General features: G+C 63.8%; 29 protein-coding genes and 1 pseudogene. 14 read left to right on the forward strand and 16 right to left on the reverse strand.

Translation table 11 applies throughout. From position 1 onward, the window contains the following. Positions 1-4: 4 nt before the first annotated feature. The 3 genes from BTHE68_RS32320 to BTHE68_RS32330 all read right to left on the reverse strand — a co-directional run bounded on the left by BTHE68_RS32320 (position 5) and on the right by BTHE68_RS32330 (position 3,200). Entirely contained in the window at positions 5-1,036 is a 1,032-nt protein-coding gene (locus tag BTHE68_RS32320) for a TRAP transporter substrate-binding protein (RefSeq protein WP_162070340.1), read from the reverse strand. A gap of 138 nt (positions 1,037-1,174) precedes the next feature. Further along, positions 1,175-1,549, reverse strand: coding sequence for a potassium channel family protein (locus BTHE68_RS32325; RefSeq protein ID WP_162070341.1), 375 nt, complete (start codon positions 1,547-1,549; stop codon positions 1,175-1,177). Between the two features lie 79 nt (positions 1,550-1,628). Then, a complete protein-coding gene (locus BTHE68_RS32330; RefSeq protein ID WP_162070342.1) occupies positions 1,629-3,200 on the reverse strand; it encodes an MFS transporter in 1,572 nt (523 codons plus the stop codon). Positions 3,201-3,306: 106 nt separating this feature from the next. Between BTHE68_RS32330 and BTHE68_RS32335 the strand changes: the two genes are divergently transcribed. Continuing rightward, on the forward strand, positions 3,307-4,176 hold the full coding sequence (locus BTHE68_RS32335; protein WP_162070343.1) for a LysR family transcriptional regulator: 870 nt from the start codon (positions 3,307-3,309) through the stop codon (positions 4,174-4,176). On the opposite strand, the gene BTHE68_RS32340 is transcribed toward BTHE68_RS32335, so the two are convergent. Beyond that, positions 4,171-5,358: a polysaccharide pyruvyl transferase family protein gene (locus BTHE68_RS32340; protein ID WP_162070344.1), complete on the reverse strand. Its 1,188-nt coding sequence runs from the start codon at positions 5,356-5,358 to the stop codon at positions 4,171-4,173. The two genes, BTHE68_RS32335 and BTHE68_RS32340, sit on opposite strands and share 6 nt — an antisense overlap. Before the next feature lie 158 nt (positions 5,359-5,516). Between BTHE68_RS32340 and vapB the strand changes: the two genes are divergently transcribed. The 4 genes from vapB to BTHE68_RS32355 all read left to right on the forward strand — a co-directional run bounded on the left by vapB (position 5,517) and on the right by BTHE68_RS32355 (position 6,856). Beyond that, a complete protein-coding gene (vapB, locus tag BTHE68_RS32345) occupies positions 5,517-5,753 on the forward strand; it encodes a type II toxin-antitoxin system VapB family antitoxin (protein WP_061177632.1) in 237 nt (78 codons plus the stop codon). Further along, positions 5,753-6,160: a type II toxin-antitoxin system VapC family toxin gene (locus BTHE68_RS32350; protein WP_162070345.1), complete on the forward strand. Its 408-nt coding sequence runs from the start codon at positions 5,753-5,755 to the stop codon at positions 6,158-6,160. Before vapB ends, BTHE68_RS32350 begins: the two co-directional genes overlap by 1 nt. Before the next feature lie 103 nt (positions 6,161-6,263). After that, complete coding sequence (locus BTHE68_RS36680) at positions 6,264-6,431, forward strand: hypothetical protein (RefSeq protein WP_174258139.1); 168 nt, start codon at positions 6,264-6,266, stop codon at positions 6,429-6,431. Between the two features lie 23 nt (positions 6,432-6,454). Next, positions 6,455-6,856 (forward strand): hypothetical protein, encoded by a 402-nt coding sequence (locus tag BTHE68_RS32355; RefSeq protein ID WP_162070346.1) that lies wholly within the window; start codon positions 6,455-6,457, stop codon positions 6,854-6,856. 83 nt (positions 6,857-6,939) lie between these two features. On the opposite strand, the gene BTHE68_RS32360 is transcribed toward BTHE68_RS32355, so the two are convergent. Beyond that, positions 6,940-7,416, reverse strand: coding sequence for an outer membrane lipoprotein (locus BTHE68_RS32360; RefSeq protein ID WP_162070347.1), 477 nt, complete (start codon positions 7,414-7,416; stop codon positions 6,940-6,942). A 178-nt stretch (positions 7,417-7,594) separates the two neighbouring features. Between BTHE68_RS32360 and BTHE68_RS32365 the strand changes: the two genes are divergently transcribed. The 3 genes from BTHE68_RS32365 (at position 7,595) to BTHE68_RS32375 (ending at position 10,183) form a co-directional block, all read left to right on the forward strand. Next, positions 7,595-8,353 (forward strand): hypothetical protein, encoded by a 759-nt coding sequence (locus BTHE68_RS32365; RefSeq protein WP_162070348.1) that lies wholly within the window; start codon positions 7,595-7,597, stop codon positions 8,351-8,353. A gap of 247 nt (positions 8,354-8,600) precedes the next feature. Continuing rightward, positions 8,601-9,869, forward strand: a complete 1,269-nt coding sequence (locus BTHE68_RS32370; RefSeq protein ID WP_162070349.1) for a PQQ-dependent sugar dehydrogenase — start codon at positions 8,601-8,603, stop codon at positions 9,867-9,869. Further along, on the forward strand, positions 9,866-10,183 hold the full coding sequence (locus BTHE68_RS32375) for a c-type cytochrome (protein ID WP_162070350.1): 318 nt from the start codon (positions 9,866-9,868) through the stop codon (positions 10,181-10,183). The genes BTHE68_RS32370 and BTHE68_RS32375 overlap by 4 nt, the downstream gene beginning before the upstream one ends. 181 nt (positions 10,184-10,364) lie before the next feature. Here BTHE68_RS32375 and BTHE68_RS32380 read toward each other — a convergent pair whose 3' ends face one another. The 4 genes from BTHE68_RS32380 to BTHE68_RS32395 form a co-directional block, all read right to left on the reverse strand. Beyond that, positions 10,365-11,519 carry a PDDEXK nuclease domain-containing protein gene (locus BTHE68_RS32380; protein ID WP_162070351.1) on the reverse strand — a complete coding sequence of 385 codons (1,155 nt, stop codon included), beginning with the start codon at positions 11,517-11,519 and terminating at the stop codon, positions 10,365-10,367. A 309-nt stretch (positions 11,520-11,828) separates the two neighbouring features. Further along, on the reverse strand, positions 11,829-12,011 hold the full coding sequence (locus BTHE68_RS32385) for a hypothetical protein (protein WP_162070352.1): 183 nt from the start codon (positions 12,009-12,011) through the stop codon (positions 11,829-11,831). Between the two features lie 123 nt (positions 12,012-12,134). Continuing rightward, positions 12,135-12,803, reverse strand: coding sequence for a glutathione S-transferase family protein (locus tag BTHE68_RS32390; RefSeq protein ID WP_162070353.1), 669 nt, complete (start codon positions 12,801-12,803; stop codon positions 12,135-12,137). Positions 12,804-12,817: 14 nt separating this feature from the next. Continuing rightward, positions 12,818-13,615 carry an enoyl-CoA hydratase/isomerase family protein gene (locus BTHE68_RS32395; RefSeq protein WP_162070354.1) on the reverse strand — a complete coding sequence of 266 codons (798 nt, stop codon included), beginning with the start codon at positions 13,613-13,615 and terminating at the stop codon, positions 12,818-12,820. A 319-nt stretch (positions 13,616-13,934) separates the two neighbouring features. Here BTHE68_RS32395 and modA point away from each other — a divergent pair, with 319 nt between their 5' ends. From modA to modC, 3 genes are all read left to right on the forward strand, one after another. Beyond that, the gene (gene modA / locus BTHE68_RS32400) at positions 13,935-14,702 is read left to right on the forward strand and encodes a molybdate ABC transporter substrate-binding protein (RefSeq protein ID WP_502710613.1); all 768 of its coding nucleotides are present in this window, start codon (positions 13,935-13,937) and stop codon (positions 14,700-14,702) included. 71 nt (positions 14,703-14,773) lie between these two features. Then, entirely contained in the window at positions 14,774-15,454 is a 681-nt protein-coding gene (gene modB, locus BTHE68_RS32405; RefSeq protein WP_162070355.1) for a molybdate ABC transporter permease subunit, read from the forward strand. After that, entirely contained in the window at positions 15,451-16,527 is a 1,077-nt protein-coding gene (modC, locus tag BTHE68_RS32410; protein ID WP_162070356.1) for a molybdenum ABC transporter ATP-binding protein, read from the forward strand. The genes modB and modC overlap by 4 nt, the downstream gene beginning before the upstream one ends. Positions 16,528-16,529: 2 nt before the next feature. Here the strand turns inward: modC and BTHE68_RS37070 are convergent. Further along, a pseudogene (locus BTHE68_RS37070) lies at positions 16,530-16,721 on the reverse strand (helix-turn-helix domain-containing protein); the annotation flags it as partial. 69 nt (positions 16,722-16,790) lie between these two features. Between BTHE68_RS37070 and BTHE68_RS32420 the strand changes: the two are divergent. Together BTHE68_RS32420 and BTHE68_RS32425 are read left to right on the forward strand one after the other, a co-directional pair. Then, a complete protein-coding gene (locus BTHE68_RS32420) occupies positions 16,791-17,759 on the forward strand; it encodes a threo-3-hydroxy-L-aspartate ammonia-lyase (protein WP_162070358.1) in 969 nt (322 codons plus the stop codon). A gap of 5 nt (positions 17,760-17,764) precedes the next feature. Continuing rightward, positions 17,765-18,241, forward strand: coding sequence for a YbaK/prolyl-tRNA synthetase associated domain-containing protein (locus tag BTHE68_RS32425; protein ID WP_162070952.1), 477 nt, complete (start codon positions 17,765-17,767; stop codon positions 18,239-18,241). 24 nt (positions 18,242-18,265) lie between these two features. On the opposite strand, the gene BTHE68_RS32430 is transcribed toward BTHE68_RS32425, so the two are convergent. Together BTHE68_RS32430 and BTHE68_RS32435 are read right to left on the reverse strand one after the other, a co-directional pair. After that, on the reverse strand, positions 18,266-18,613 hold the full coding sequence (locus tag BTHE68_RS32430) for an H-NS histone family protein (protein ID WP_162070953.1): 348 nt from the start codon (positions 18,611-18,613) through the stop codon (positions 18,266-18,268). Between the two features lie 107 nt (positions 18,614-18,720). Then, positions 18,721-19,599, reverse strand: a complete 879-nt coding sequence (locus BTHE68_RS32435) for a LysR family transcriptional regulator (RefSeq protein ID WP_162070359.1) — start codon at positions 19,597-19,599, stop codon at positions 18,721-18,723. A gap of 128 nt (positions 19,600-19,727) precedes the next feature. Here BTHE68_RS32435 and BTHE68_RS32440 point away from each other — a divergent pair, with 128 nt between their 5' ends. Then, a complete protein-coding gene (locus BTHE68_RS32440; protein WP_197919763.1) occupies positions 19,728-20,969 on the forward strand; it encodes an MFS transporter in 1,242 nt (413 codons plus the stop codon). Here BTHE68_RS32440 and BTHE68_RS32445 read toward each other — a convergent pair. The 4 genes from BTHE68_RS32445 to BTHE68_RS32460 all read right to left on the reverse strand — a co-directional run bounded on the left by BTHE68_RS32445 (position 20,958) and on the right by BTHE68_RS32460 (position 24,742). Continuing rightward, the gene (locus BTHE68_RS32445) at positions 20,958-22,196 is read right to left on the reverse strand and encodes an MFS transporter (RefSeq protein ID WP_162070361.1); all 1,239 of its coding nucleotides are present in this window, start codon (positions 22,194-22,196) and stop codon (positions 20,958-20,960) included. The two genes, BTHE68_RS32440 and BTHE68_RS32445, sit on opposite strands and share 12 nt — an antisense overlap. A 211-nt stretch (positions 22,197-22,407) precedes the next feature. Then, complete coding sequence (locus BTHE68_RS32450) at positions 22,408-23,244, reverse strand: alpha/beta fold hydrolase (RefSeq protein WP_162070362.1); 837 nt, start codon at positions 23,242-23,244, stop codon at positions 22,408-22,410. 108 nt (positions 23,245-23,352) lie between these two features. Next, positions 23,353-23,955 (reverse strand): NADPH-dependent F420 reductase, encoded by a 603-nt coding sequence (locus tag BTHE68_RS32455; RefSeq protein ID WP_162070363.1) that lies wholly within the window; start codon positions 23,953-23,955, stop codon positions 23,353-23,355. 34 nt (positions 23,956-23,989) lie between these two features. Then, positions 23,990-24,742: a 3-oxoacyl-ACP reductase family protein gene (locus BTHE68_RS32460; RefSeq protein WP_162070364.1), complete on the reverse strand. Its 753-nt coding sequence runs from the start codon at positions 24,740-24,742 to the stop codon at positions 23,990-23,992. Positions 24,743-24,803: the final 61 nt, after the last annotated feature.

Genomic DNA, 24,803 nt, shown 5'->3' on the forward strand with positions numbered 1-24,803 from the left:
GGTCTTAGCCTCGTGCGGCGGCGATGGCCGTGAAGAGCGGCGCGGTCGCCGGATATTGCTTCGAGAAGCTCGCGTACAACTGCGACTGCATCTCGCGGCGGGCGGTGTCGCGATCGGCCGGCGACATCGGGAAGAAGGTCATGCCGCGCTTCTTCAGTTCCTGCTCGGCGCTCGCGGCGGTCTGGATCGCGGCGATGCGCTGCTTCGCGGTCGCGTCCTGCGCGGCCTTCTGGAACGCGGGGCGCAGGTTCTCCGGAATCTTCGCGAGCGCGCGGCGGCCCATCACGACGACGAGCGGGCTGAACACGTGGTTCGTCTGCCAGCACGACTTCACCACTTCGTCGTACTTGCTCGCGAGCACGGTCGCGCAATCGTGCTCGAAGCCGTCGACCACGCCTGTCTGCGCGGCCATGTACAGCTCGCCGATGGGAATCGGCGTCGGCACCGCGCCCATCAGCCGGAAGGTGTCCATGAAGGCCGGCGTCGGCAGCACGCGCAGCTTGACGCCCTTGATATCCGCGAGCGAATGCGCGGGCTTCTTCGTGAACACGTTGCGCGCGCCGAACGAGTAGCCCCACGTCAGCACCGAACAGCCCGCGCGCTTTTGCAGCAGCTCGTCGAAGGACTTGCCGACGCTGCCGTCCATCGCGCGGCCGACGTGATCGAAGTTGTCGAACACATAGCCGAGATCCAGCATGCCGAGCTCGGGCAGCACGGTCGCCCAGATCGACGAGCCGGTGACCATCATGTCGACCGCGCCGACCTTGACCTGCTGCACGACATCGCTTTCCTTGCCGAGCTGGCTGTTCGGGAAATAGTCGATGCGAATCTGGTCGCCGACGCTCGCCTTCAGGTTGGCCGCGAGATTCTGATACCAGACGTAGTGCGCGGCGTTCTCGTTGGCGGGCATCGACGATGAAAGCCGCAACGTGACCGCCGGCTGCGCGCTCGCGAAGGTGGGCAAACCGCCGCCGACCGCCGCGAGCGAGGCCGCCGAGGCCGTCTGAAGGAAGCGTCGCCGGGAAATCAAATGCATGGTGTGTCTCCTGGATGCCGCGCGTCGCGCTGCGGACTGTATCGATTTAGTGTATCGATACAGTAATCGGCGGTGGCGATATGCACCAATAGGCGTATACCCGCTGTATCGATTTAGAAGAAGCGCTTCGGGGAAGACTCAGGCAGCGCGGCCGGCTGCGCGCTGGACGGCGAAAACGGCGACCGCCGTGGTCACGCCGGTGACGAGCACGCCGTACAAGCCGAGCAAGATCGACAATGCGCGCCCGACGGCGGTCGTCGCGACCACATCGCCATAGCCGATGGTGAGCGCGGTCACGCCGCAGAAATAGAGCGTCTCGCCGAAGGATGCAGGCGCGCGCGTGGCGCTGTCGACGGGCGCGCCAAGGCAGAACATCGCTGTGCAGAGTGCGAAGAACACGATCAGCAACATGACGAGCAGCGAGCGCAGATGCCAGAGCGCCCGAATGAACTCGAACACCGTGCGGCTGGAATTGATCGTTTCGACCTTGAAGAGTTTCGCAATGCTATTCATCTGGACTGGATCTGCGTGGCGTCGGGCGAAGCCGCCATCCTACCTTTGGCCGATATCCGCCCGGAAGCTCGAGACCCCGCTATTCAGCCAATGCCGAGCCAGCCTTTCCCGATGCATTCACGCCGCTTTCGCTTTGCGTGCGGCCCGCGAGCAGCCAGACCGCTGCCGCGATCGTCAGCGCGCACGCGCCCGCCACGCCGAGCGACGCCGCGAAACCGCTGGCGAAGCTGTCGCGCGCGATCCGCACGATCGCCGCGCCTGCCGGCCCGCTCAGGCTTTCGCCCGCGTGGGCGAGATCGCCGGCCAGCAGACGCGAAAGGAAGGTCGCATCGAGCACGGTGGCGGGATCGGTCAGGCTCGACGCGTGCGCGGTCAGCGCGACGTGCGTGCGCGTCGCCAGCACCGCGCCCAGCACGCCTACCGAAGTGACGATCGCCGTGAAGCGCGTCGTCGTGCTGATGCCCGAAGCCATGCCGGTGCGGTTCGTCGGCACGCACGCCATGATCGCTTTTTGCGTGTCGCCGTTGAGCACGCCGGCGCCGAGGCCCGTGACGATCATGCCGAGCGCGATCAGCGCGTAATTCGACATCCCCGCGAACAGCGCCGTCAGCAGATTGCCCACGCCGATGGTCGCGAGGCCGAGCGTGAGCAGCGTCATGCCCCGCACGCGTTTGCCCAGCGCCGCGCCGATATGCGGCCCGACGACCATCGCCACGGCGAACGGCAACATGCCGATACCCGCACGCACCGCCGGCAGACCGAACGCGTTTTGCAGATAGAGCGGCAGGAACGTCATCATCACCTGCGCGCAGGCGGCGTAGCCGAACATCGCGAGCACGGCGGCGACGAAGCGCGGCTGGCGAAACAGCGCGAGATCGATCATCGCGTGGGCGCGTGAACGCTGCACGCGCACGAACACGACGAAGAGCGCCGCGCTCGCCGCCAGACGCGCGATGGTACGCCAGTCCGACCAGCCGTCGGCCTGGGCGTCGATCAGCGCCCAGATGCCGAGCGCGAGCGACGCGGCGAACAGCACGCTGCCCGCCAGATCGATCGCGCCCGCTTCGGGATTGCGCGACTCGCGCATGCCGCGCCAGGCGCACGCGGCGAGCAGCGCGCAGATCGGCAGGTTCATCAGGAAGATCCAGCGCCAGCCGGCCCATTGCGTGATGACGCCGCCGACGAGCGGCGCGATGGTCGTCGATACGCCCATGCACGTGCCCCACACGGCCCACGCGCGGGCGCGCGCCGCGCCTTCGTGGAAGGTGTTGGCGATGATCGCGAGCGCCGATGTCAGCAGCATCGCCGCCCCGACGCCCTTCGCCGCGCGCGCGATATTCAACGCCAGCGCCGACGGCGCGAGCCCGCACCCGAGCGACGCGAGCAGGAACGCGGCGAGGCCCGCGATCAGCATCCTCTTGCGTCCGATGCGGTCGGCGAGCGCGCCCGCGGGCAGCAGGCACGCGGCAAACGCGACCATGTACGCGCTCACGACCCATTCGACATCGGCGAAACCGGCGTGGAAATCGCGCGCGATGGACGGCAGCGCCACCGCGACGACGTTGGTGTCGAGCGTGATCAACGCGCACGTCGCGGACGCGGTGAGCAGCACGAAGCGGGGAGATTCGGATGTATCGATGATCTTTGGCATGACGTCGCGGCGAAAGATGAAACGGATTGGTCGATGCTAGCGGCGTCGCTCTTTCTCGTCATTGACATAGAATCGCTGAATAATTATCGAAATATGGAATACGGACATGCCCGTCGAATTGCGTCACGTGCGCTGTTTTCTGAGCGTCGCCCGGCATCTGCATTTCGCGCGCGCGGCGGAAGAACTCGGCATCGCGCCGCCCGCGCTCACCAAGCAGATTCAGGAAGCGGAGCGGCTGCTCGGCGTGCGGCTGTTTCATCGGACCAAGCGTTCGGTTGCGCTGACGGCCGCCGGTGAGGCCTATCTCGGCGAAGCGGTCAGCGCGCTCGATCATCTGGCGCGCGCAGCCGAACGCGCGGCGCTCGCGGAGCGTGGGGAACTGGGGAAGATCGTCATCGGCTATGTCGGGTCGGCGGTGTATTCGGGCGTGCTGCAGGCGACCGTGCGCGGCTTTCGGGCGGGTCATCCGCTGGTGGAAATCGGCATCGAGGAAATCGTGATGCGCGAGGCCGGCGCGCTGCTGATGGAAGGGCGCATCGACATCGCTTATGTGCGGCCGCCGGTGCCGTATCCCGAAGGCGTCGAGGCGCGCACGGTGCATCGCGATGACTTCATCGTCGCGCTGCCCGCCGATTCGCCGCTGGCGGCGTCGGAAGTCATCGCGCCGACGCAGTTGCGCGATCAGTCGTTCGTCGTGCCGGAGCAGGAATCAGGCACGCTCGACGTGGCCCGGCGCGGGCGCTTCACGGCGCGCGTCGTCGCGCAGCCGGGCACGCTCGCGGACGTGCTGGCGCACGTTTCGCTGGGCGGCGATGTCGCCGTCGTGCCGCGCTCGCTCGCGCAGTGCGTGACGGTGCCGGGCGTGGCGTATCGGGAGATCGCGGGCAAGGCGGTGCCTTCGGAAGTGGCGATGGTGTATCGGCGTTTCGAGCGGGCGCCGGCGGTCAAGGCTTATCTGACGTTCGCGGCTTCATGACCGAAGCGCGGATCGGGCAATCGGCTCGAATCCGGCGCGATACGCTTGCGCGAGCGCCCGCGCGGTTTCGTGCAGCGCGGCGCGATTCATCGCCAGCGCTTCGCGCATCGCCGCGTGCAATTCGCCGATGGACACGACGCCCGGCGCGCCCGCGATCTCCCACGTCGACACATACGCGTGCTGCTTGACCGAATCCGCGTGCTGGAGCGTCACGCGCGGCAAACCATACGCCATCGCGACGATCCGGCCGTGCAGACTGCTGCCCGCGAATCCCGCGCTGTTCGCGATCAGCGCGCAGATGTCCCAGATGTTCAGCGAACCGACGATCCGCACCGTTGCGTGGCGCATGCGCGCGGCCATGCGCTCGTAGACCGCGATGTCGTCGTGCCATGGCGCCGCGCCCGCGCGGAACAGCGCGATGCCGAGGCCGGTCGATTCTCCCAGCCGATCCAGTTGCTGCCCGATGCGCGAGAGCGTGGTGTCGTCGCCGAAATCCGCGCTGAACTGGACGGCGAGATAGCCGCGACGGGCATCGTCATGCGTCCGGATGCGCGCGTCGAAGAGTTCGGCGGTCAGCGTCGCCGGATCGGGGACGATTGGAGCGTCGATTCCCGCGCGCTTCAGCGTGGCTTGTGTTTGTGTGTCTCTCACGCTGATGAAGTCGGCGGTTCGCAGTTTGGTGAGCACCTCTTCGCGCAGGGCGGCATCACGTGAATCCAGCGCCGCGCCGCCGATCGCGTTGAAGCAGATCGACTGCGCGTGTGGAAACGTCTCGCGGCCGATCACGTAAGGCGCCAGCGCGTACGTTCCGAGCGCGGCGCGCGCCCATGCGTTTCGGGCGTCGGCGTGAGCGCCGTATCGGGCGATGCAGGCTTGAGCGTCCTCGGGCTTCGTCAGCATGACGGCGGCTTCCCACGCGTCGCACGTCAGCAGTTCGCCGCCCGCATGGATCAGGGCGACCGGCTCGTCTCGCCCGTGCGCCGACAAAGCGGCGACCGCATGACCGCCATACGCGCGCAAGTCGCGCTGCGCGCATCCCGCGAACACCGGTTCGATGTCCGCCGAACGCTCCGCAAGCAATCGCACGACGACATGCGCGAACAGCATGTCGCCGAAATTGTGGCGATCGAACGCGCCGAAGATGATGATCCGGCGTTTCGACGAGACGTGAGCGTTAGCCATTCGGCCAGCTATTTCGACCCCGTCCGGACAGGCACCATGAGCCTGTAACCCGTAAGGAACCCTGACATTCTGCAATTAGGAGAAAACGCATGCTGAATCTCGCCGCTTCCAATGGACTTCTGCTAGAGTACACACGTAGGTACACACAGGAAGTCATCATGCCCATCACCCGAATTTTCCGCAACGGCAACTCACAAGCCATCCGCATTCCCGCCGAACTCGCCTATCCGGACACGGAGACCGAAGTCGAGATCGAACGCGTGGGCGACGAACTACGCATTCATCCGGTGCGACGCTCGCTCGCCGGTGCGCTCGACCGCTTCAAACGCTTCGATTCCGATTTCATGGCGTCGGGACGCAACGAGCCGGAACAGGACGATCGGGAGTTCTTCTGATGCCGCGCTATCTTCTCGACACCAACATGTGCATCTATCTGATGAAGCACCAGCCCGAACAGGTCGCCCGGCGCTTTGCGCAATGCTACGTCGGCGACGTGGTCATGTCGTCGATCACGTACGCCGAACTGCAATTCGGCGTCGCGATGAGCGCGCGGCCGGAACGCGAGCGCGCCAATCTGGCGTCGCTCGTCGAGTTGATCGAGGTCGCGCCGTTCGGGGAGGACGCTGCGGCCGCCTATGGTCCGATCCGCCACGCTTCGCCGGAGCGCAACCGGGGCGCGCTGGACAAGCTGATCGCCGCTCACGCGGTCGCGCTGGGCGTGCCGATCGTGACGAACAACGTCAAGGATTTCGAGAACTATCCCGGTGTGAGCGTCGAAAACTGGCTCAATGGGGACGCGTGATTCAGGAGGTCTCGTGCGCGGCTGGCCGCTGAAACGCATCCTCACGATCGGCTAATTTTCCCCGATCAGACTTCCCTCACACGCTGCACGAGAGGAGGGAAAGATGAAGATCGAACCGACGCCCATCGCCGCCGCATCGCTGATCGCCGGGGACACGGAGCGCGCCGCAACGCCCGATAGCGCGACCGCCGACGCAACCGCCTCGCCCGAACCGATGCGCTACGAAGACCTCCTGCCCTATCTGCTCCTGCCGATAGCCGGCGCATACTGAACCGAACACCGCTGGAGCACCCGATGTTCACCCGAGACGGCGTCACCTTCGAGTTCCATCACCTGGGCATCCCGACGCACGAGCCGCGCGAAGGCGAACGCTACAGCGCGCAGTTCCGCATGTATACGAGCGATGCCGAGTGCGGACTCATGCGCGTGCAGTATCACCGCTTCGAGGAAGGCAGTTCGCTGCCCGAGCTGATGCGCGTGGCGCCGCACGCGGCGTTCAAGGTAAGCGATCTGGCGAAGGCGATCGAAGGCAGGACAGTTCTGCTCGGCCCTTACGAACCGATCGATGGCTTTCGCGTCGCGGTCATTCGAGACGGCGAAGCGCCCGTCGAACTGATCGAGACGACGCTTACGGACGAGGAAATCTGGGGGCGGGCGAAGAGCGGCGTGCGGGCATCGATTTATCGTCGGGACTAGCGCCGCCTGCCGCGAAACTACGCATCATCGACGCGCCGAAGCGCTGCGCGACGCTCATCGTCGAGCGTCGCGGCGAAGTGCCTTCAGGCTGTCACCCGCGTGATGCCGCCGCTCGACAGCAGACGCACGCGCTGGCCGGCGTAGAACATCTGACCATCGGCGGCTTGAGTGATTGCGCGCAGATCGCCATTGTCGAGGCGCACGGTGATTTCGAGGCCCTTCTGCCGTTCGAGATGATCCTGGACCTGATCGCCCGCGACCGCGCCCGCAATGCCGCCGATCACACCGGCGAGCAGCGAGCCGTGCCCGCTCCCGACCGCGCTGCCCGCAACCGCGCCGAGCAGGCCGCCGCCGAGCGCGCCCAACGGGCTCGACTGCCCGTTGTTGTTTTCGATCGTCACGCCGCGCACGCTCTCGACGGTCGCCATGCGGACGGTCTCTTCGTGCTGGGTCTGCATGCTGTTGTAGACGTCGGCGGAACTGCCCATCGACGCGCACCCGCTCATTCCCACTGTGCAGGCGACGGCCAGTGCGCAGACCGCGATAGTCGACTTGTTCATTTTTTCTCCTCAGATCGGACGATGCCTTGTTGGAATCGGCCCGCGTTCGTGTATCGCGGCGCCATGAAAAGCATCGTAAAGACGCTGAATGAGGCGTGAATGAGGACGCGCGGCGTGCTTGACCTGCATGATTGAAGCGCTTATACAGAACTCTCATCGCTCGCGACCGGAGTTCTGAATGACAAGAAACGCGATTTCCATCGTGGTTTGCGCCATCGCTCTCGCTGCTTGTTCCACCGACGGCTCCAATTCCGCCCCGCCACCCGGCGCCACCGCCACGACCCTGCCTTCCGGCGGCGTCTATAAAGGCTCACTCAAAGGCAGCACGGCCGAAGCCACGCTGTTGATGCTCTTCAACGGCACCGCGTATCTTTTCTATGGAGGCGCGGGCGGCACGGGTCTCGCAGGCGTCGCGGTCGCGACCAATGGCGCGCAGTCGGGCGACGGGCGCTTCACCAGCAATTCGGCGTTCGACTATCGCGTGGGCAAGGCGCCTGCGTCGCCCGCCGCGTTCAGCGCGAACTTCGCGCAGGCGCCCGCCGTCGATGCAACCGTCGCGAACAAGGACGGCAGCGCGGGCCTCGCGTTTTCCGGCAACGCCGCGTCGATGCTCGATATCGCGCCGAGCCGCGCCAATGCGGGCGGCCTCTACAGCGGGCGCGGCATGGCGCTCGGCGGCACGACGCAGACGCGCATCACCGTCGCCGGCGACGGCTATCTGGCCGGCACAACGACATCCGGCTGCATCTTCAAGGGCACAGTGGCGCCGCACGAAGGCGCGAACGCGTACGACGTTTCGGTGACGTTCGGCCCCGCGCCCTGCCCGATTCCCGACGCCACCGTGACCGGTAACGCCGTGCTCGACGGCCCGCGCCTCCTGGTCGCGTTGCCTAGCCCGGACCGTTCGAACGTGTTTCTCTTCGACGGGCGGAAATAGATGCCGCACGAACGGATGCGCGGCCGCGAAAGTTAGTCATCCACTGCTTACAAAAGCGTTTTCTATCCTAAGATTGTTGACTGCAGGCAGCGTCGTGGCGTTCACGCCGGTTGCTTTCCGGGCCGCGCGCTTCGGCGAAAGTAGTCGTGTGTTGTTCAGTGCAATTTCCGAAGAGCAGTCTTGCTTTGCATGGGATCGGACGCGCCCACGCGCGCGCTCCGGTCGATAACAACAGGAGACAAACCAGATGAACGCAACGCTCAAGCTTTTGCCGTTGGCCGTCGGTGCGATGTTCGCCTGCCTGCCGTATGCGAACGCGGCGCAGGACAATGTCAATACGCTTTCCAATTTTCGTCAGACCGGCAACGCCGTACCGGCGGAAAAGATCCCGCAAGCCGGACCGACCGCCGACGCGCTACGCAAGAACCTCGAGCAGATCAAGCTGCCGCCGGGCTTCAAGATCGAGTTGTACGCGGTCGTGCCGGAGGCGCGGCACATGGCGATCGAGCCATCGACGGGCGTCGTGTTCGTCGGCACGCGCAAGAATCGCGTGTGGCAGGTGACCGATCGCACCAAGCAGCGCGTCGCGAGCGACGTCGTGCAGTTCGCGTCGTCGGTGACGTTCAAAGTGCCCAATGGCGTGTGTTTCTCGCCCGACGGCGTGCTGTATGTCGTCGAGCAGAATCGCGTGCTGGGCTTCCCTGCCGCGCAGTTCTTCGGTGAAGGCGGCCCGGACGTGGCGGCGGCGGTCGTCGTGCCGCAGGGCAAGCTCATTCCGGCCGCGTTCGAGAGCTTCAACCACGGCGCGCGCGCTTGCCGCGTCGGACCGGACAAGAAGCTGTACATTGCGCTCGGCCAGCCTTGGAACGTGCCGCCGAAGGACAAGCTCGCCGATCTCGACAAGAACGGGCTCGCCGGCATCATCCGCATGGATCAGGACGGCAAGAACCGCGAAGTCTATGCACACGGCGTGCGCAATTCGGTCGGCCTCGATTTCAATCCGAAGGACAAGACGCTCTGGTTTACGGATAACCAGGTCGATGGCATGGGCGACGACATTCCGCCCGGCGAGCTGAATCACGCGACGAAAGCCGGCGAGAACTTCGGCTTCCCGTGGTACGGCGGTGGCAAGGTCCGCACGGTCGACTACAAGGATCAGAATCCGCCGGCGGGCGTCGTGTTCCCACAGGTCGAATTCGCCGCGCACGCCGCCGACCTCGGCATGTCGTTCTACAACGGCAAGATGTTCCCGCAGAAATATCAGGGCGGCATCTTCGATGCGGAGCATGGTTCGTGGAATCGCACGACGCCGATCGGCGCGCGCATCATGTACATCCCGATCAAGGACGACGGCACCGCAGGCGAGGCGGAAGTCTTCGCGGAAGGCTGGCTCACGTCGAACGGCGAATACATGGGCCGCCCCGTCGACGTGCAGGTGCTGCAGGACGGCTCGCTCCTCGTCTCCGACGACTACGCGGGGGCGATCTATCGCATTTCCTACACGGGGGCCAAATGAAGCAAGCGCTGACGGCGGCGGTGCTGGCCAGCATTCTGGCGGCGGTGTCGCACGCGTCGTTCGGCGCGGGCGACATCAAGGCCGGGCGCGCGAAAGTGGCGCAATGCGCGGCGTGTCACGGGATCGATGGCATGTCGAAACTGCCGGAAGCGCCCAATCTCGCCGGTCAGACGGAAGAATATCTCGTGAAGGCGCTCAACGATTTCCGCTCGGGCGAGCGCAAGAACGAGATGATGTCGATGATGGCGAAAACCTTGTCGGACGCGGACATCGCCAATCTGGCGGCGTATTACCACAGCCTCGGCAAGCAGTGACCGCGACCAATGTTGTAAATATGTTGCAAATTTGCTGCGGTACAAACCCGATTGCGATTTTTTTTGTTTTAGGTGTTGACGTGGAGACTTAAGGGTTTATACTTACACCTGTCTCCTCCATGTCTCAACCGATGTGGATTCAAGCCCGCTCATCTGAAGCGGGCTTTTTTTTGCCCCTGCATTAGCCCGCGTTGCCGCGCCGCGCATCCAGCGACTTGCGCGATCGTTCCAGTTCGTCCGCGATCAGCCGCTCGTCGGGGAGCACCGTCTGATATTCCGCCGCCAGTATCTTGTTCGGCAGATTGTCGAGCGCATAGCGCGCCTCCGCACTGCCCTTTCCCGCGCACAGAATCAGCCCGACCGGCGGGTTTTCGCCCGGTTTCATCCAGTGTTCGCGCGCGTAATTCAGATAGAGATGCATCTGACCTGCGTCCGCGTAGCTGAACCGGCCAACTTTCAGATCGACGACAACGAGGCACTTCAGCCGTCGATGGAAAAACAGCAGATCGACGCGAAACCAGGTGTCGTCGATGCGCAACCGTCTCTGTCGTCCGATGAACGCGAAGTCGTCGCCGAGTTCCAGCAGAAAATCCGCGAGGCGCCGGATCAGCGCTTCCTCCAGATCCGATTCGGAATATTCGTCCTTGATGTCGAGGAATTCGAGGACGAACGGGTCCTTGATCGCTTGCTCGGGCGTGATCGCATCGTCGGGAGCATGCTCGGCGGCCTTTTCCAGCAGCGCGGCCTTGTTGCGCGACAACGCAAGACGCTCATAGAGCTGGCTGTTCACTTGCCGGTCGAGCTGACGGACCGACCAGCCTTCGCGCAACGCTTCGGTTTCATAGAAAGTGCGCGCCGCGTCGCTCTTTACGGAGAGCAGACGCACGTAGGCCGACCACGGCAGCGCGAAGCGGGCGGCGAGTGACGCCAGTCGTACGTCGGCGCTAGCGGACGGCAAGGAGGGTGCGGATTCTCCAGACGCCGTCTGGAGTATTGGCGAAGCCATCGGGGACTTTCCAGACGCTGTCTGGAAAATCGTTTCTTGCGGCCATTGCTGATAGAACGCGCGCATATTGGCGAGGTTCGCCTTGCCGAATCCCCTGCCGAAACGGCTCGTGAGATCGCTGGCCAGCCGCGCGATCAGCGTGTCCCCGTAGACCGCCCGATGCGCCCCGCCCTGCTCCGATTCGACGATCCGTCGCCCGATTTCCCAATACGACGCCGTCATGATCGCATTGACGCTCCGTGCGGCGGCGCGCCGCGCGCTCTCGAGCACATCCACGATGCCCGAGCGGAATTCGTCGTAGTCGTCTGCGGCGATCTCGTGTTTGCTCATCCGTCGAAGGTCTCCGTGCGGTGCGGCCCGTCGGGCGCGCATCAGCGCTCGAATATAACGGAATTCGCCTCCCCGTCGAGGCACGGCATCCGCACGGAGCTTCGGTCTTGTCGTTTGGGTTGGTCTCCCGACGCGCCCCGCGCGCAAGGCTTGGGGTTTCTTCGCAGGCTCGTGCATTGCGAGCCGCGGACTTTTCCACAGTTTCCGTGCACAAGGCTGTGGATATCGTTCTGGGTACTACTGCAACGCATTGATTCGACAACACTTACATCCGACGCCCGACAATGCGCCCCGTGCGCGCCGCCGGACTCAATCGCCCTTCGGCACGCAGGACGCGAGCATCGCGTCGACGCGATTCATCTCGATACTGAAAACCGACTGCGGCGCGGTGGCGCTCAACTCGTCGGAGGCGGAGCGCGGCAGCGCCATCGCGATGGTGGCCGTCGCAAGCAGCGCGACAACCACGGACAGGAACCAGGAAATGACAGCCATTGCCAACCTCGTCAAGAAGATCTCTCGGAATCGGCGCGCGTGAACGTCAGCGCGTGATGTGAAGAGTACGGCTGCGCGGCGCTTCGCACAGCCCTACGGACGGGGGGACTTGAAGGAGGGTAACTACGGACGCAGTTTCGGCGAGGGAATGGTCGGCACGTTCTGGGCGAGCGCCGCGGCCTCCTGGGCGCGCATCGCGCGAATGAAGCCGTCGCGCTCGCGCAGGCGGCTCCAGTAATCGGCGATCGACGGTGCGAAGCGCTCGTTCAGATCGATCAGCTCCGCGAGCATCAACGCATAGCCGACGGAAATGTCTGCCGCCGTGAAGCGCCCTGCGCACAGAAACGGCTGCGCGGCCAGCAGCGGCGCGAGCGTGCGCAGGCGCGCGTGAAACCAGCGCGCGTAGTCGTCGACGATTTGCGGCTGCCGACGCTCCGGCGGCTCCAGATGCGTATAGCGCAGGACGAGGGTTTGCGGAAAGGTGAGCGTCGCTTCGCCGAAATGCACGAAATTGAGATAGCGGCCGAAATCGGCTTCGTGCGGCGCGACGTCGAGCACGCCCGGCGAATGGCGCGCCGCCAGATACTGGCAGATCGCCGCCGATTCGGTCATCAGGAGCGCGCCGTCCTCCAGCAGCGGAATCGTGCCGAGCGGGTTCACTTCCTTGAACGCGTGAGCGAGCACGCGCGGCGGAAACGGCAGCATCTTCAGTTCGTACGGCACGCCGATCTCTTCCAGCGCCCACAGCGGCCGGAACGAACGCGCGCTCACACAATGGTGCAGCGTAATCACGTCGGTATCTCCGCTCAGCCGAGCCAGGACGGCTTGCGCTTCTCGAGGAAACTGCGCACGCCCTCGCGCCCTTCGTCCGATGCCCGGATGCGCGCGATACGCTCGGCGGTCTCCGCGATCAAGGATTCGTCGATGTCCTTGCCCGCGAAATCCGCGACGAGCTTCTTGCACTCGCGCACGCCGTTCGGACTGTTCGCGGCGATGCTCGCGGCGATCGCGTCGACGCGCGCATCGAGTTGATCGGCGGCGACGGCTTCATGCACGAAGCCGAGCCGCAGCGCTTCGGCGGCATCGAAGCGCTCCGCCGACACGAAATAGCGATGCGCCGCGCGCGCGCCCATTGCGCGGATCACGTACGGCGCGATCGTCGCGGGCATCAGGCCGAGCTTCGCTTCGGAGAGACAGAAGTGTGCCGTCTGCGCCGCGACCGCGATATCGCATACCGCGACGAGGCCCATGCCACCCGCATAGGCATCGCCCTGCACCCGCGCGATCACGGGCTTCGAGCACGCGTAGATCGTGTTGAGCATCGTCGCGAGGCCGAGTGCATCGGCACGATTTTCCGCTTCCGAATAGCCCGCCATGCGTTTCATCCAGTTCAGGTCCGCGCCCGCGCAGAAGGCCGGGCCGCTCGCGGCGAGGATGACGACGCGCACGTTGGCGTCGTCGTCGAGCGCGCGGAAGGCGGCGGTCAGCTCGACGATGGTCGCGTCGTCGAAAGCGTTGCGCACGTCGGGGCGATCGAGCGTCACGCGCGCGACGTGTCCTTCGATGCCGAGCTTCAGGCGTTGCAGATTCGCTGCGTCGGTCATGGTGTCGTCTCCTGATGCGCCTGAATTGAGCGTTGCTCAATTTATTCAGACTGACAGCTTGCCTTTGATGGATCAGTGTCTACGAAAAGCGTCATCGAGGTCAACTCGAATGTTTGAGTATGACTCACAAATCGGCAAAGGAACAATCATCCGATGAGACCTATGTCCGGCATGTCACCGAGCGGCAACACGCGGACGTAATATAGTCGTATATATTACGGTGCTCGCCGAGCCGCACGGCCACACGCTCGCGGTCGTCCAGCGTGCCATCCGAAGTCGATCCATAAACAGAAAGTCAACTCGATTCAAGGAGCTTTACGTGAAGATTCGTATTTTGCGCGCTTTGCTTTCCGCCTTCGTTCCATTAGCCGCGGGCATTGCCGCAACGTCGGCGCTCGCCGGTGAGGTGCAGGTGGCGGTCGCGGCGAACTTCACGGCGCCCGTGCAGGCGATCGCCGCCGATTTCGAAAAGGATACGGGCAACAAGGTCGTCGCTTCCTTCGGGGCGACGGGCCAGTTCTACGCGCAGATCAAGAACGGCGCGCCGTTCGAAGTGTTCCTCGCCGCCGACGACTCCACGCCCGCCAAGCTCGACGGCGAAGGCGCGACCGTTGCCGGCAGCCGCTTCACCTACGCGACCGGCGCGCTCGCGCTGTGGTCCGCGAAAGACGGTTACGTCGACGACAAGGGTGACGTGCTGAAGAAGAATGACTTCAAGCACATCGCAATTGCGAATCCGAAGGCCGCGCCCTATGGACTCGCCGCATATCAGACGCTCGACAAGCTCGGCCTGGCGACGGAGATCAAGCCGAAGGTCGTCGAAGGACAGAACATCTCGCAGACGCAGCAGTTCGTCGCGACGGGAAATGCCGAGCTCGGTTTCGTCGCGCTGTCGCAGATCTACAAGGACGGCAAGATCACGAGCGGCTCCGCGTGGATCGTGCCCGCTGACCTGCATGAGCCGATCAGGCAGGACGCCGTGATCCTGAGCAAGGGCAAGGACAATCCGGTCGCGAAGCAGTTCATCGAATACCTGAAGGGTCCGAAGGCCGCCGCGGTGATCAAGTCCTACGGCTATCAGCTGTAAATCCGGTTACGGAAATGGTGTGGCCGCGATAATCTCGTGCCCCTGCGGCCACCCGTGCAACCAGAAAACATATGGATTCAAACGACTTCGCGGCCATTCTGCTGACGCTCAAGCTGGCAAGCGTCGTCACCGTTCTCCTCCTCGTTTTCGGCACTCCGGTTGCCTGGTGGCTCGCACGCACGCGCTCGCGGCTCAAAGGGGCGTTCGCGGCGGTGGTCGCGCTGCCGCTCGTGCTCCCGCCCACGGTCCTGGGTTTCTATCTCCTGTTGACGCTGGGACCGAACGGGCCGGTCGGCAAGCTGACGGAATCGTTGGGCCTCGGCGTTTTGCCCTTCACCTTTCCAGGCCTCGTCATCGCATCCGTTTTCTATTCGTTTCCGTTCATGGTTCAACCGGTACAGGGCGCGTTCGAAGCTATCGGTGACCGTCCGCTCGAGGTCGCCGCGACCCTTCGCGCCAGCCCTTGGGAAACTTTCTGGTCGGTCGCGGTTCCGTTGGCCAAACCGGGCTTCCTGTCCGGCTCGATCCTGGCGTTCGCTCACACCGTCGGCGAGTTTGGCGTCGTGCTGATGATCGGCGGCAACATTCCGAACAAGACGCGCGTAGTCTCGGTGCAGCTTTTCGACCACGTCGAAGCGATGGAATACACCGCCAGCCACTGGCTCGCGGGATGCATGGTGCTGTTCAGCTTTGTCGTCCTGCTGCTGCTGTACACGTTGAGTCCTCAGACCGTGCGAGGCCGCGCAGGATGAGCCATATTCGCGCGACGGTCTGCATCGATCGGGGAGCGTTCCGGCTCGACGTCGATCTCGAACTGCCGGATCGCGGCGTCACCGCGCTCTTCGGTCATTCCGGCTCGGGAAAGACGACGCTGCTTCGCGCCATCGCCGGACTCGAGCGTGCTCCGAACGGCTATATCGGACTCGGCGATGTCGTCTGGCAGGACGATGCCCGCGACATCTTCGTACCGACGTATCGGCGCTCGCTAGGCTATGTCTTTCAGGAAGCGAGCCTGTTCGAACATCTCGACGTGCATGGCAATCTGAATTTCGGCCACAAGCGCATCCCGGATTCGGAGCGGCGCTTCAAGCCGTCGGACGTCGTCGAACTTCTCGGGATCGGCGGCCTGCTGAAGCGCCGGCCCGCTGGCCTGTCAGGCGGGGAACGTCAGCGCGTTGCCATCGCGCGGGCTTTGCTGACCGCGCCCCGGTTGCTGCTCATGGACGAGCCGCTCGCCGCCCTCGACCTCAAACGGAAGCAAGAAATCCTTCCCTATCTCGAGCGGCTGCACGACGAACTGTCGATTCCCATCATCTATGTCAGCCATTCGCCGGATGAAGTGGCGCGACTGGCCGATCATCTCGTGCTGCTCGACGCAGGCAAGGCCGTCGCCAGCGGCCCGCTGACGGAGACGCTGGCCCGCGCGGATCTGCCGCAAGCCTTTGCCGATGATGCCGGCGTCGTGCTCGAAACGGTCGTCGGCGCCCATGACGATGATCACCTCACGCGACTGGATTTCGCCGGCGGAAGCGTCTATGTCGCCATGCGGCCGGAAGCGATCGGCCGGCGGCTGCGTTGTCGTGTGCATGCGCGCGATGTCAGTGTCGCGCTGGAGAAACCCGCTGCAACGAGCATCCTCAATCTGTTGCCGGGCGTCGTGACGGACATCGTATCCACCGATCCCGCAGGTCACGTCCTCGTACAACTCCGCTTGGGGAAGACGCCGCTCCTCGCACGCATAACGGAAAGGTCCAGGAAGACGCTCGATCTCAAGAAGGGCCAGCAAGTCTGGGCTCAGGTCAAATCTGTCGCCTTGCTCGATTGAACTTAGTTGGCGTCGTTGTACACGGTCGCGCGCGATACGCGCAAATGCTGCGCGACCGTCTCCATGGACCGGCGCAGCTCCAGAAACCCCTCGTCCTTCAGCGTCTGCATCAGCGCTCTGCGTTGATCCGTGCGTAGCGCCTGCGGTGTGGCCGCGAGGCTGATCGCGAACTTGTCGATACGCTCGCGCAGCGACTTCTTGATTTTTTGTCCAATTTTGGACATAATTTTCAGAACCGCCGATTTCACCCTGGAACGTTTGCCATGAACACTCCCGAGCTTCCGACCTACGCCGACGTCGAAGCCGCCGCCTCCCGCATCGCGGGCGTCGCGCATCGCACGCCGGTTCAGACATCGCGCACGCTGAACGACATCATCGGCGCCGAAGTTTTCTTCAAGTGCGAGAACTTCCAGCGCATGGGCGCGTTCAAGTTTCGCGGCGCATTCAATGCGCTCTCGAAGTTTTCACCCGCGCAGCGCAAGGCTGGCGTGGTCGCGTTCTCTTCCGGCAATCACGCTCAGGGCATTGCGCTGTCCGCGAAGATTCTCGGCATTCCGGCCACCATCGTGATGCCGCACGATGCGCCTGCCAGCAAGGTCGCAGCAACGAAGGGCTACGGCGCGACGGTCGTTTCGTTCGACCGCTACACCGAGGACCGCGAGGCAATCGGCCGCCGTCTCGCCGAAGAAAAGGGACTCACGCTGATACCGCCGTATGACCACCCGGACATCCTGTCGGGACAGGGCACCGCCGCGAAAGAACTGTTCGAGGAAGTCGGCGCGCTGGACTATTTGTTCGTGCCGTTGGGCGGTGGCGGACTTCTGTCCGGAACGGCGCTCTCGACGCGCGCGCTCGCGCCGCAATGCGTGCTCTATGGCGTCGAACCGGAAGCCGGCAACGACGGGCAGCAGTCCTTCAGAAGCGGCGAAATCGTGCACATCGACACACCGAAGACCATCGCGGACGGCGCGCAGACGCAGCATCTCGGCAATTACACGTTCGGCATCATCAGACGCGACGCCGATGACATCCTCACCGCCACGGACACGGACCTCGTGAACGCGATGAAGTTCTTCGCCTCACGAATGAAGATGCTCGTGGAACCGACCGGATGCCTCGGACTGGCTGCCGCGCTGAATCTGAAGGATGCGCTCAAAGGCAAGCGCGTGGGCGTGATCCTGAGCGGCGGCAATGTCGACCTCGAACGGTTCTGCGCGCTGACGGCGGGGTGAACGCCATGTCGACCGTATTCGAGAATCTGATCGCATTGCTCGAGCGCGAACAAGCCCGCTTTCGCGTGCTCGAGCATCCTGCCGAAGGGCGGTGCGACGTGGTCGCCGCCATGCGTGGAACGGCGCCGGGGCAAGGTGCGAAGGCCATGCTCTGCAAGAGCAAAGCCGACGATCAGGCGCTGGTCCTCGCCATCCTTCCCGGCGACAGGAAGCTGGATTTCAGGAAAGTGGCGGCAGCGGCGGGAATCAGAAAAGCCACGCTCGCCTCACCCGATGAAGCGCAACGCGAGACAGGATGCGCGATCGGCGCCATTCCGCCGTTCTCGCTTTCGCCATCGATCAGACTGATCGTCGATCCGGCGCTGGTCAGTGACTTCGAAGAGATTGCTTTCAACGCCGGCCGGCTTGACCGATCGATGGTTCTCGATTCAGCCGATTACCTGCGGATTGCGAAGCCGCTTCTCCATCCGCTGTGCGCGTGAGCAACGTCGCCGTTGCCCGAGGATTCAATGTCCTTCGGGAAACAGCGCCGCCTGCACCATTGCCCGCGCTGCGGCTCCCTTGTCGGCCAGGAATGCGTCGCGATCCTTGCCGACGATCCATGCAGGCGCGCGCCCGCGGCCGCTCCATGTCGAGCCGCTCGCGGGGTCGCGGTATTTCGCGGAGGGTTCATCCGGCTCAGCGCCGGACTTCCGGCCCATCAGTTCGTTGATGGAGATGCCGTACTCGCGCATCTTCTGCACGATCTCGATCATCACCTGGCGCGTCTCGCGCTCTTTGGCATCAGCCAGTTGTTTATCCAATGCTTCCTGCTGCGCGCGCAGTTGAGCGAGTTCGATGCTCTGATATGCCATAGCTTTGGGAATCTGTCGCCGATGCTGTGTCGACCGGCTTGAGGGAATAGTGCCGTAATTATAGGCCGTCTTTTCGCTCGCTCTTTTTCGGCATCGCACGGTCGGACTCATTTCCAGGCGAGAGCAAGGAAGTTGCGTACCACGGCCGATGAATCATCGCGCCGCGAAGCCACCGCAAGTCGGGCGCGAAGTCCCCGCGCCACAAGCGGCTTATAGACGACGCCCGGCACGCGCACCTGCGTGATGGCTTTTGGCACGATGGATATGCCAAGCCCCGCCGCGACGAGCGTAACGGCCGATGCCATCTGCGGCGCGCGCTGGGCCAGTCGCGGTTCGAAACCCGCTTCGGCGCATGCCGCAACGATATCGTCGAATAACGCACCGCCGGCTTCGCGCGGCACTTGCACAAAGGCTTCGTCGGCGAGTTCCGCAAGCCCGATCCGTTTGCGGGACGCAAGCTGATGAGCGACCGGTAACGCGACCAGCATAGGCTCTTCTTGCCAGTCTTTCTGCTGCAGAACGTCGGCGATGCGCCTTTCCGGCCGAACGATCGCGACGTCGAGCTGCCCCGCTTCTAGGCCGCTCAGAAGGACGCCGGAGGCCGCTTCATGCAAGGTCAGTTCGGCATCGGGATACGCTTCGCGAAATTCGCGAATCAGGCCCGATACGTGTTCGTTGAACGCCGCGGTGCCGGTGAAACCTACGCGCAGGTGCCCGGTTTCGCCGCGTGCAGCACGTTTTGCCGCGCGCGCGGCGCGTTCGGCATCCGCCAGTACGCGTCGAGCTTCGTCGGCGAAGACGCGCCCCGCCTCGGTCAGGTCCGCGCCACGCGCCGTGCGCTTGAACAACTCGACGTCGAGTTCCTTTTCGAGCGCCTTGATCTGTTGACTGAGCGGCGGCTGGCCTATCCCGAGAACTTCGGCCGCCCTCGTGAAATTCGCCGACTCGGCCACTGCCAGAAAGTAGCGTAGATGCCGAAGCTCCATCGATTCGATCTCCTTCAGTCACGTTCGAGCCAGTGCTAAAACGTATCGCTCTGCATGGTTTCATATATTGGACATATGAATCCATTTTGGCAAGAATGAGTCTGTTCCCGATTAGCCGAGCACGCACAATGTCTTCGCCCTCATTCTCACCGGTCGCGTCACCGCAACGCCCCACTCTGCCAATCGGCGTTTTGCCGAGTTCGGCGGCGTATCGGCGCATTGCGGTCGCGCTTTTCCTCGCCGGTTTTTCGACGTTCTCGCTTCTCTATTGTGTTCAGCCGTTGCTTCCCGCCTTTGCGCGCGAGTTCAATATCGGTGCGGCGGCGAGTTCGCTTTCACTGTCGCTTTCGACGGGATTCCTCGCGCTGTCCATCCTTTGCGCGGGCGCGTTGTCCGAACGTGTCGGGCGACGCGGACTGATGTTTGCATCGATGACCCTTGCGGCGCTGTTCAACATGCTTGCCGCGAGCGCGCCGAACTGGCACTGGATGCTGACGTGGCGCGCGCTTGAGGGATTCGCGCTTGGCGGCGTCCCGGCCGTCGCCATGGCGTATCTCGCCGAAGAAATCGCGGCTGAGGGACTGGGCTTCTCGATGGGCCTGTACGTCGGCGGGACTGCCTTCGGCGGCATGATCGGCCGCATCGGCATGAGCGCGCTGGAAGAATACTTTTCCTGGCGAACGGCGATGATGACGATCGGTCTCGTCGACCTGCTTGCAGCCGTCGCGTTCGTGCTGTTGCTCCCGCCATCACGCCGCTTTATCAAGCGCACCGATCTGACGCTTCGACATCATCTCCTGCTGTGGCGCGCACAACTGCTGCACGCTCGCCTGCCGTTCGTCTTCGCAATCGGCTTTCTCGTGATGGGCGCATTCGTCACGATCTACAACTACGCCGCGTTCCGGCTCATGGCGCCGCCGTTCAACCTGAGTGCGACGGAGTGCGGTCTGATCTTCGGCGCCTACCTGTTCGGCATGGTGTCGTCGTCGAGCGCGGGCGCGCTTGCCGACCGGCTCGGGCGCGCGCCGGTGCTGGTCAGCGGGGTTCTGCTGTTCGCCGTGGGCGTCGTACTGACGCTTTTCGTTTCGATCGTCGCGGTTGTCGCCGGCATCGTGCTCATCACGATTGGCTTCTTCGTGACTCACTCGGTAGCCAGCGGATGGGTCGGGCAACTGGCCGGTTCCGCCAAGGGTCACGCGGCGTCGCTTTATCTGCTGGCGTATTACGTCGGATCGAGCGTGCTGGGCTCGGTGGGCGGTTCGTTCTGGCAACACGGCGCGTGGCCTGCGGTCACGGCGTATGTCGGCGTTCTGCTTGCGCTTTGTCTCGTCGTGACCTTGCGCATCGGTCGTCACGCGTCAGTCCAGTGACGCGTCGCACGCTTGCTTGAACGACGCGTTCCTTGCTGGCCGTTCCAGTGCGGCGAGGCGCTGAAGCGTCACCAGTCCGAGCACCGCGAGCCCGAGTCCCAGCGTGAAGTCGGCGTGTACGCCCGCACGGTCGACAATCGCGCCGCCCACCGCCGAACCCGCCGCGATCGCGACCTGGATGATGCTGACGAACATTGCCGAACCTGCTTCCGGCAAGTCCGCCGTGCCACGCTGAATCCACACGCTGAAACACAGCGGCAGCGCGCCGAACGCGATGCCCCACAGCAGCATTCCCGCAGTCTCGCCGATGGTCGAGTGTTCGAGCAGCAACATCGACGACAGCGCGCCGAGCAGCAACAAGACCATAACGGCGACAGACTTCTTGAGGTGGTTCGAGACCGCCATCGACATCAACGCATTCGAGAAGAACCCGATGAGCCCGAATCCGAACAGCAAGAGCGTGATCGTGCTCAACGAAAAGTCCTGTTCGAGCAGCGGCGCGATATACGTATAGGTCGAGAAGTGCGCGCCGAATACGAGTGCGACCATCAGCATGCTCATGCGCGTGTGAGGGCGGCGCAACAACGTCTTGAAATCGGCGATGCGCAACGCCGACGCGGACGGCAGCGAAGGCACGAGCAACGCTTGCGCGACCAGCGCCACCGCCACGAGTCCGGCGGTGGCTGCGAACGACAGACGCCACGACGCAAACGAGGCGATGAACGTCCCGAGCGGCACGCCGATGACCGTCGCGCAGGTCACGCCGGTCAGAATGGTGGCGGTCGCTCTGGCGGCATCTTTCGCTTGCACGAGACGCGGCGCGGCCGCGGTCGCGAGCGTCCAGAAGCCGCCCAGCGCGGCGCCGAGCAACGCGCGTCCGATGAGCATGACCGGCATGCTCGTCGAGACGGCGCACACGATGTTCGCAATCAGCAGCACTGCGGTGAGAAGCAGGAAGACGTACCGGCGGTCCATGCGGCCCGCACTGACGATCAGCGTCGGCGCGAAGATCGCCGCCATGACGCCGGGTGTCGTGACCATCAGGCCCGCGACGCCAGTCGATACGCCCAGATCCTGTGCAATCTGCGGCAGCAAGCCGACCGGCAGGAATTCCGCCGTCACGAACGCAAATGCGCTCACGGCGACAGCAATGACGGCAAGCCATTGACGCACCGACGTCGAACCTTCTTCTAGCGATATTGGATTTGCAGGTGTATCGATTTGCATGATGACATTGATGCTGGATTGAAGCCGACCACTTTAGGCCGCGCCCGGTTTGGGAAAAAGCACCGCGCCTTGAACAATGTTGACGGCGTGGCCGAACAATAGGCGTGCGGATGAAGGCGAACATGGTTCGCCCTCGAAAGGTGAGTTCGGGAAAGAAGGGTCGATTGAAGCGAGCCGGCATGACTACCGGCTCGTCCAATCGCTTACGGGGTCAGGACTGCACGAACGCGAGCAGGTCGGCGTTGAGGATGTCCGCGTTGATCGTCAACATGCCGTGCGAAAAGCCGGGATATGTCTTCAACGTACCGTTCTTCAGCAGTTTGATGGACTTCAAGGCCGCGTCGGCGATAGGCACAATCTGGTCGTCTTCACCGTGCAACACGAGCGTCGGCACGGAAATCGACTTAAGGTCTTCGGTCTGGTCCGTCTCCGAAAACGCCTTGATGCCTTCGTAATGCGCCTTCGCGCTGCCCTCCATGCCCTGACGCCACCAGTTCTGAATGACGCCCTGATGAACCGTCGCGCCCGACCGGTTGAATCCGTAGAACGGCCCCGTCGGAACATCGACGAAGAACTGCGCGCGATTGTCGGCCAGCGCCTTGCGGAATCCGTCGAAGACTTCGACTGGCAGACCTTCCGGATTGGCTTCGGTCTTCAGCATCAGCGGCGGCACCGCGCTGACGAGCACCGCCTTTGCGACGCGTCCCGACGGCTCGCCGTGCTTCGCCACATATCGCGCGACTTCGCCGCCGCCCGTCGAGTGCCCGATGTGGACGGCATTCTTCAGGTCCAGCGCTTCGACGACCGCGAAGGCGTCGGCGGCGTAATGGTCCATGTCGTGGCCATCGGAGACCTGCGACGAGCGGCCGTGCCCGCGCCGGTCGTGCGCAACCACCCGATATCCCTTCTGGAGGAAAAACAGCAATTGCGCATCCCAGTCATCCGAGGAAAGCGGCCAGCCATGATGAAAGACGATGGGTTGCGCGTCCTTCGGCCCCCAGTCCTTATAGAAAATCTCGACGTTATCTTTGGTCGTGACGAACGGCATGGTGATCCTCACTCGTTGGAAGGTTTGGAGCAGGACGCCGGACCAAGTCTGAAGACCCGGCGCCGGCTTCGACGTTCTTGCAGGCCAAACAAAGGAGACCGACGACGCTCAGCCGAACTTAACCAGATTGAGTGCTGGCAAAGGACCGCCCGGAAACTGAACGAGGCGCGCACCGACAGCAAGTGAACCGAGGTCGATACCGAAGAAACCGAGCCGGTCTATCAGTGCGCCGATTTCGGTTTTCGAGTCCGCATCGTCGCCCGAGTAGAACAGTACACGCTTACCGCCTTCGCTGGAGGGATCGCCCGTCAGCAAGTGGGGTTGCAGATGGTTGAAGCCCTTGACGACGCGCGCGCCAGGCACCAGATCGGTGAATACTTCCGACGACGCGCGCTTGCCGAGGTCGACCGGTTTGAACAACGGCGCTTCGATTGGATTGTTCGTATCGACCACGATCCGGCCCGCGAAATCGGGCAAGCCACCGAGCGCGGCAGGCAGCTTCGACCAGTTCACCGCGACGAACACGATTTCCTTCGACGCGGCTTCTTCACGCGTGCCTGGCGTGACGCTTGCGCCGATGGCCGAAGCCCGTTGCCTGAGGCTGTCCGGTCCGCGGCTATTCGACAATGTCACGTCGATGCCCTTTCGAGCGAGCGCAGTCGCAATTGCTTCACCGATATTACCGGCCCCGATGATTCCGATGCTGTGCATGACTATGCTCCTTTGACATTCCGATTAATGGCAATCAAGCCGTCAGGCCGCCGTCGGCGACGATATCCGCGCCCGTGATGAAAGCCGCTTCGGGCGTCGCGAGATAGGCGACGACGCTCGCGATCTCGGCGGGCTGACCATAGCGACCGATCGCCATGCCGGGGCCGACGATCGCGGCGACGGGTCCGTCGGCCGGGTTCATGTCCGTGTCGGTGGGTCCGGGATGTACCGTGTTGACCGTGATGCCCTTCGGACCGAGATCGCGCACGAGACTGCGATTGAAGCCCGTGATCGCGCCTTTCGTGAGCGTGTAGACGGACGCGGTCGGAAACGCCGCATACCGCGTCATCGACGAGCCGATGTGAATGACGCGTCCGCCCTGCTTCATGTGGCGCACGGCTTCCTGGGTCGCGACGAAGACGCCGGTCACGTTGACGGCAAGCATCCGCTCGAAGTCTTCGAACCTGTAGTCCTCGATCGGGGCATTGATCGCCATCCCGGCGTTGTTCACGAGAATGTCGATGCCGCCGAACTTTTCGACCACCGCAGCCACTGCCGCACGCACCGCCGACGGATTGCCCGCGTCCGCCTGAATCGCAAACGCCCTGCCGTCCCCGGCTTCGATTTCGCCGACGACTTCGGCCGCGCGCTCGGGCGACGCGCTGTACGTCAAGCCAACCGCAGCGCCGTATTGCGCAAGCCGCTTCGCGATCGCCGCGCCGATGGACCGCGAGCCGCCGGTGACCAGCGCTACCTTGCCGCGGAGGGGTTTCAGATCGTTGCTCATTGCTTCGCTCCTTGCTGTGTTTGGGTTGAAGCAACTATGGTGGTTTTCTGGCTCAAGTTTT

The sequence above is a fragment of the Burkholderia sp. THE68 genome (genome assembly GCF_009938265.1).
Lineage (GTDB): Bacteria > Pseudomonadota > Gammaproteobacteria > Burkholderiales > Burkholderiaceae > Caballeronia.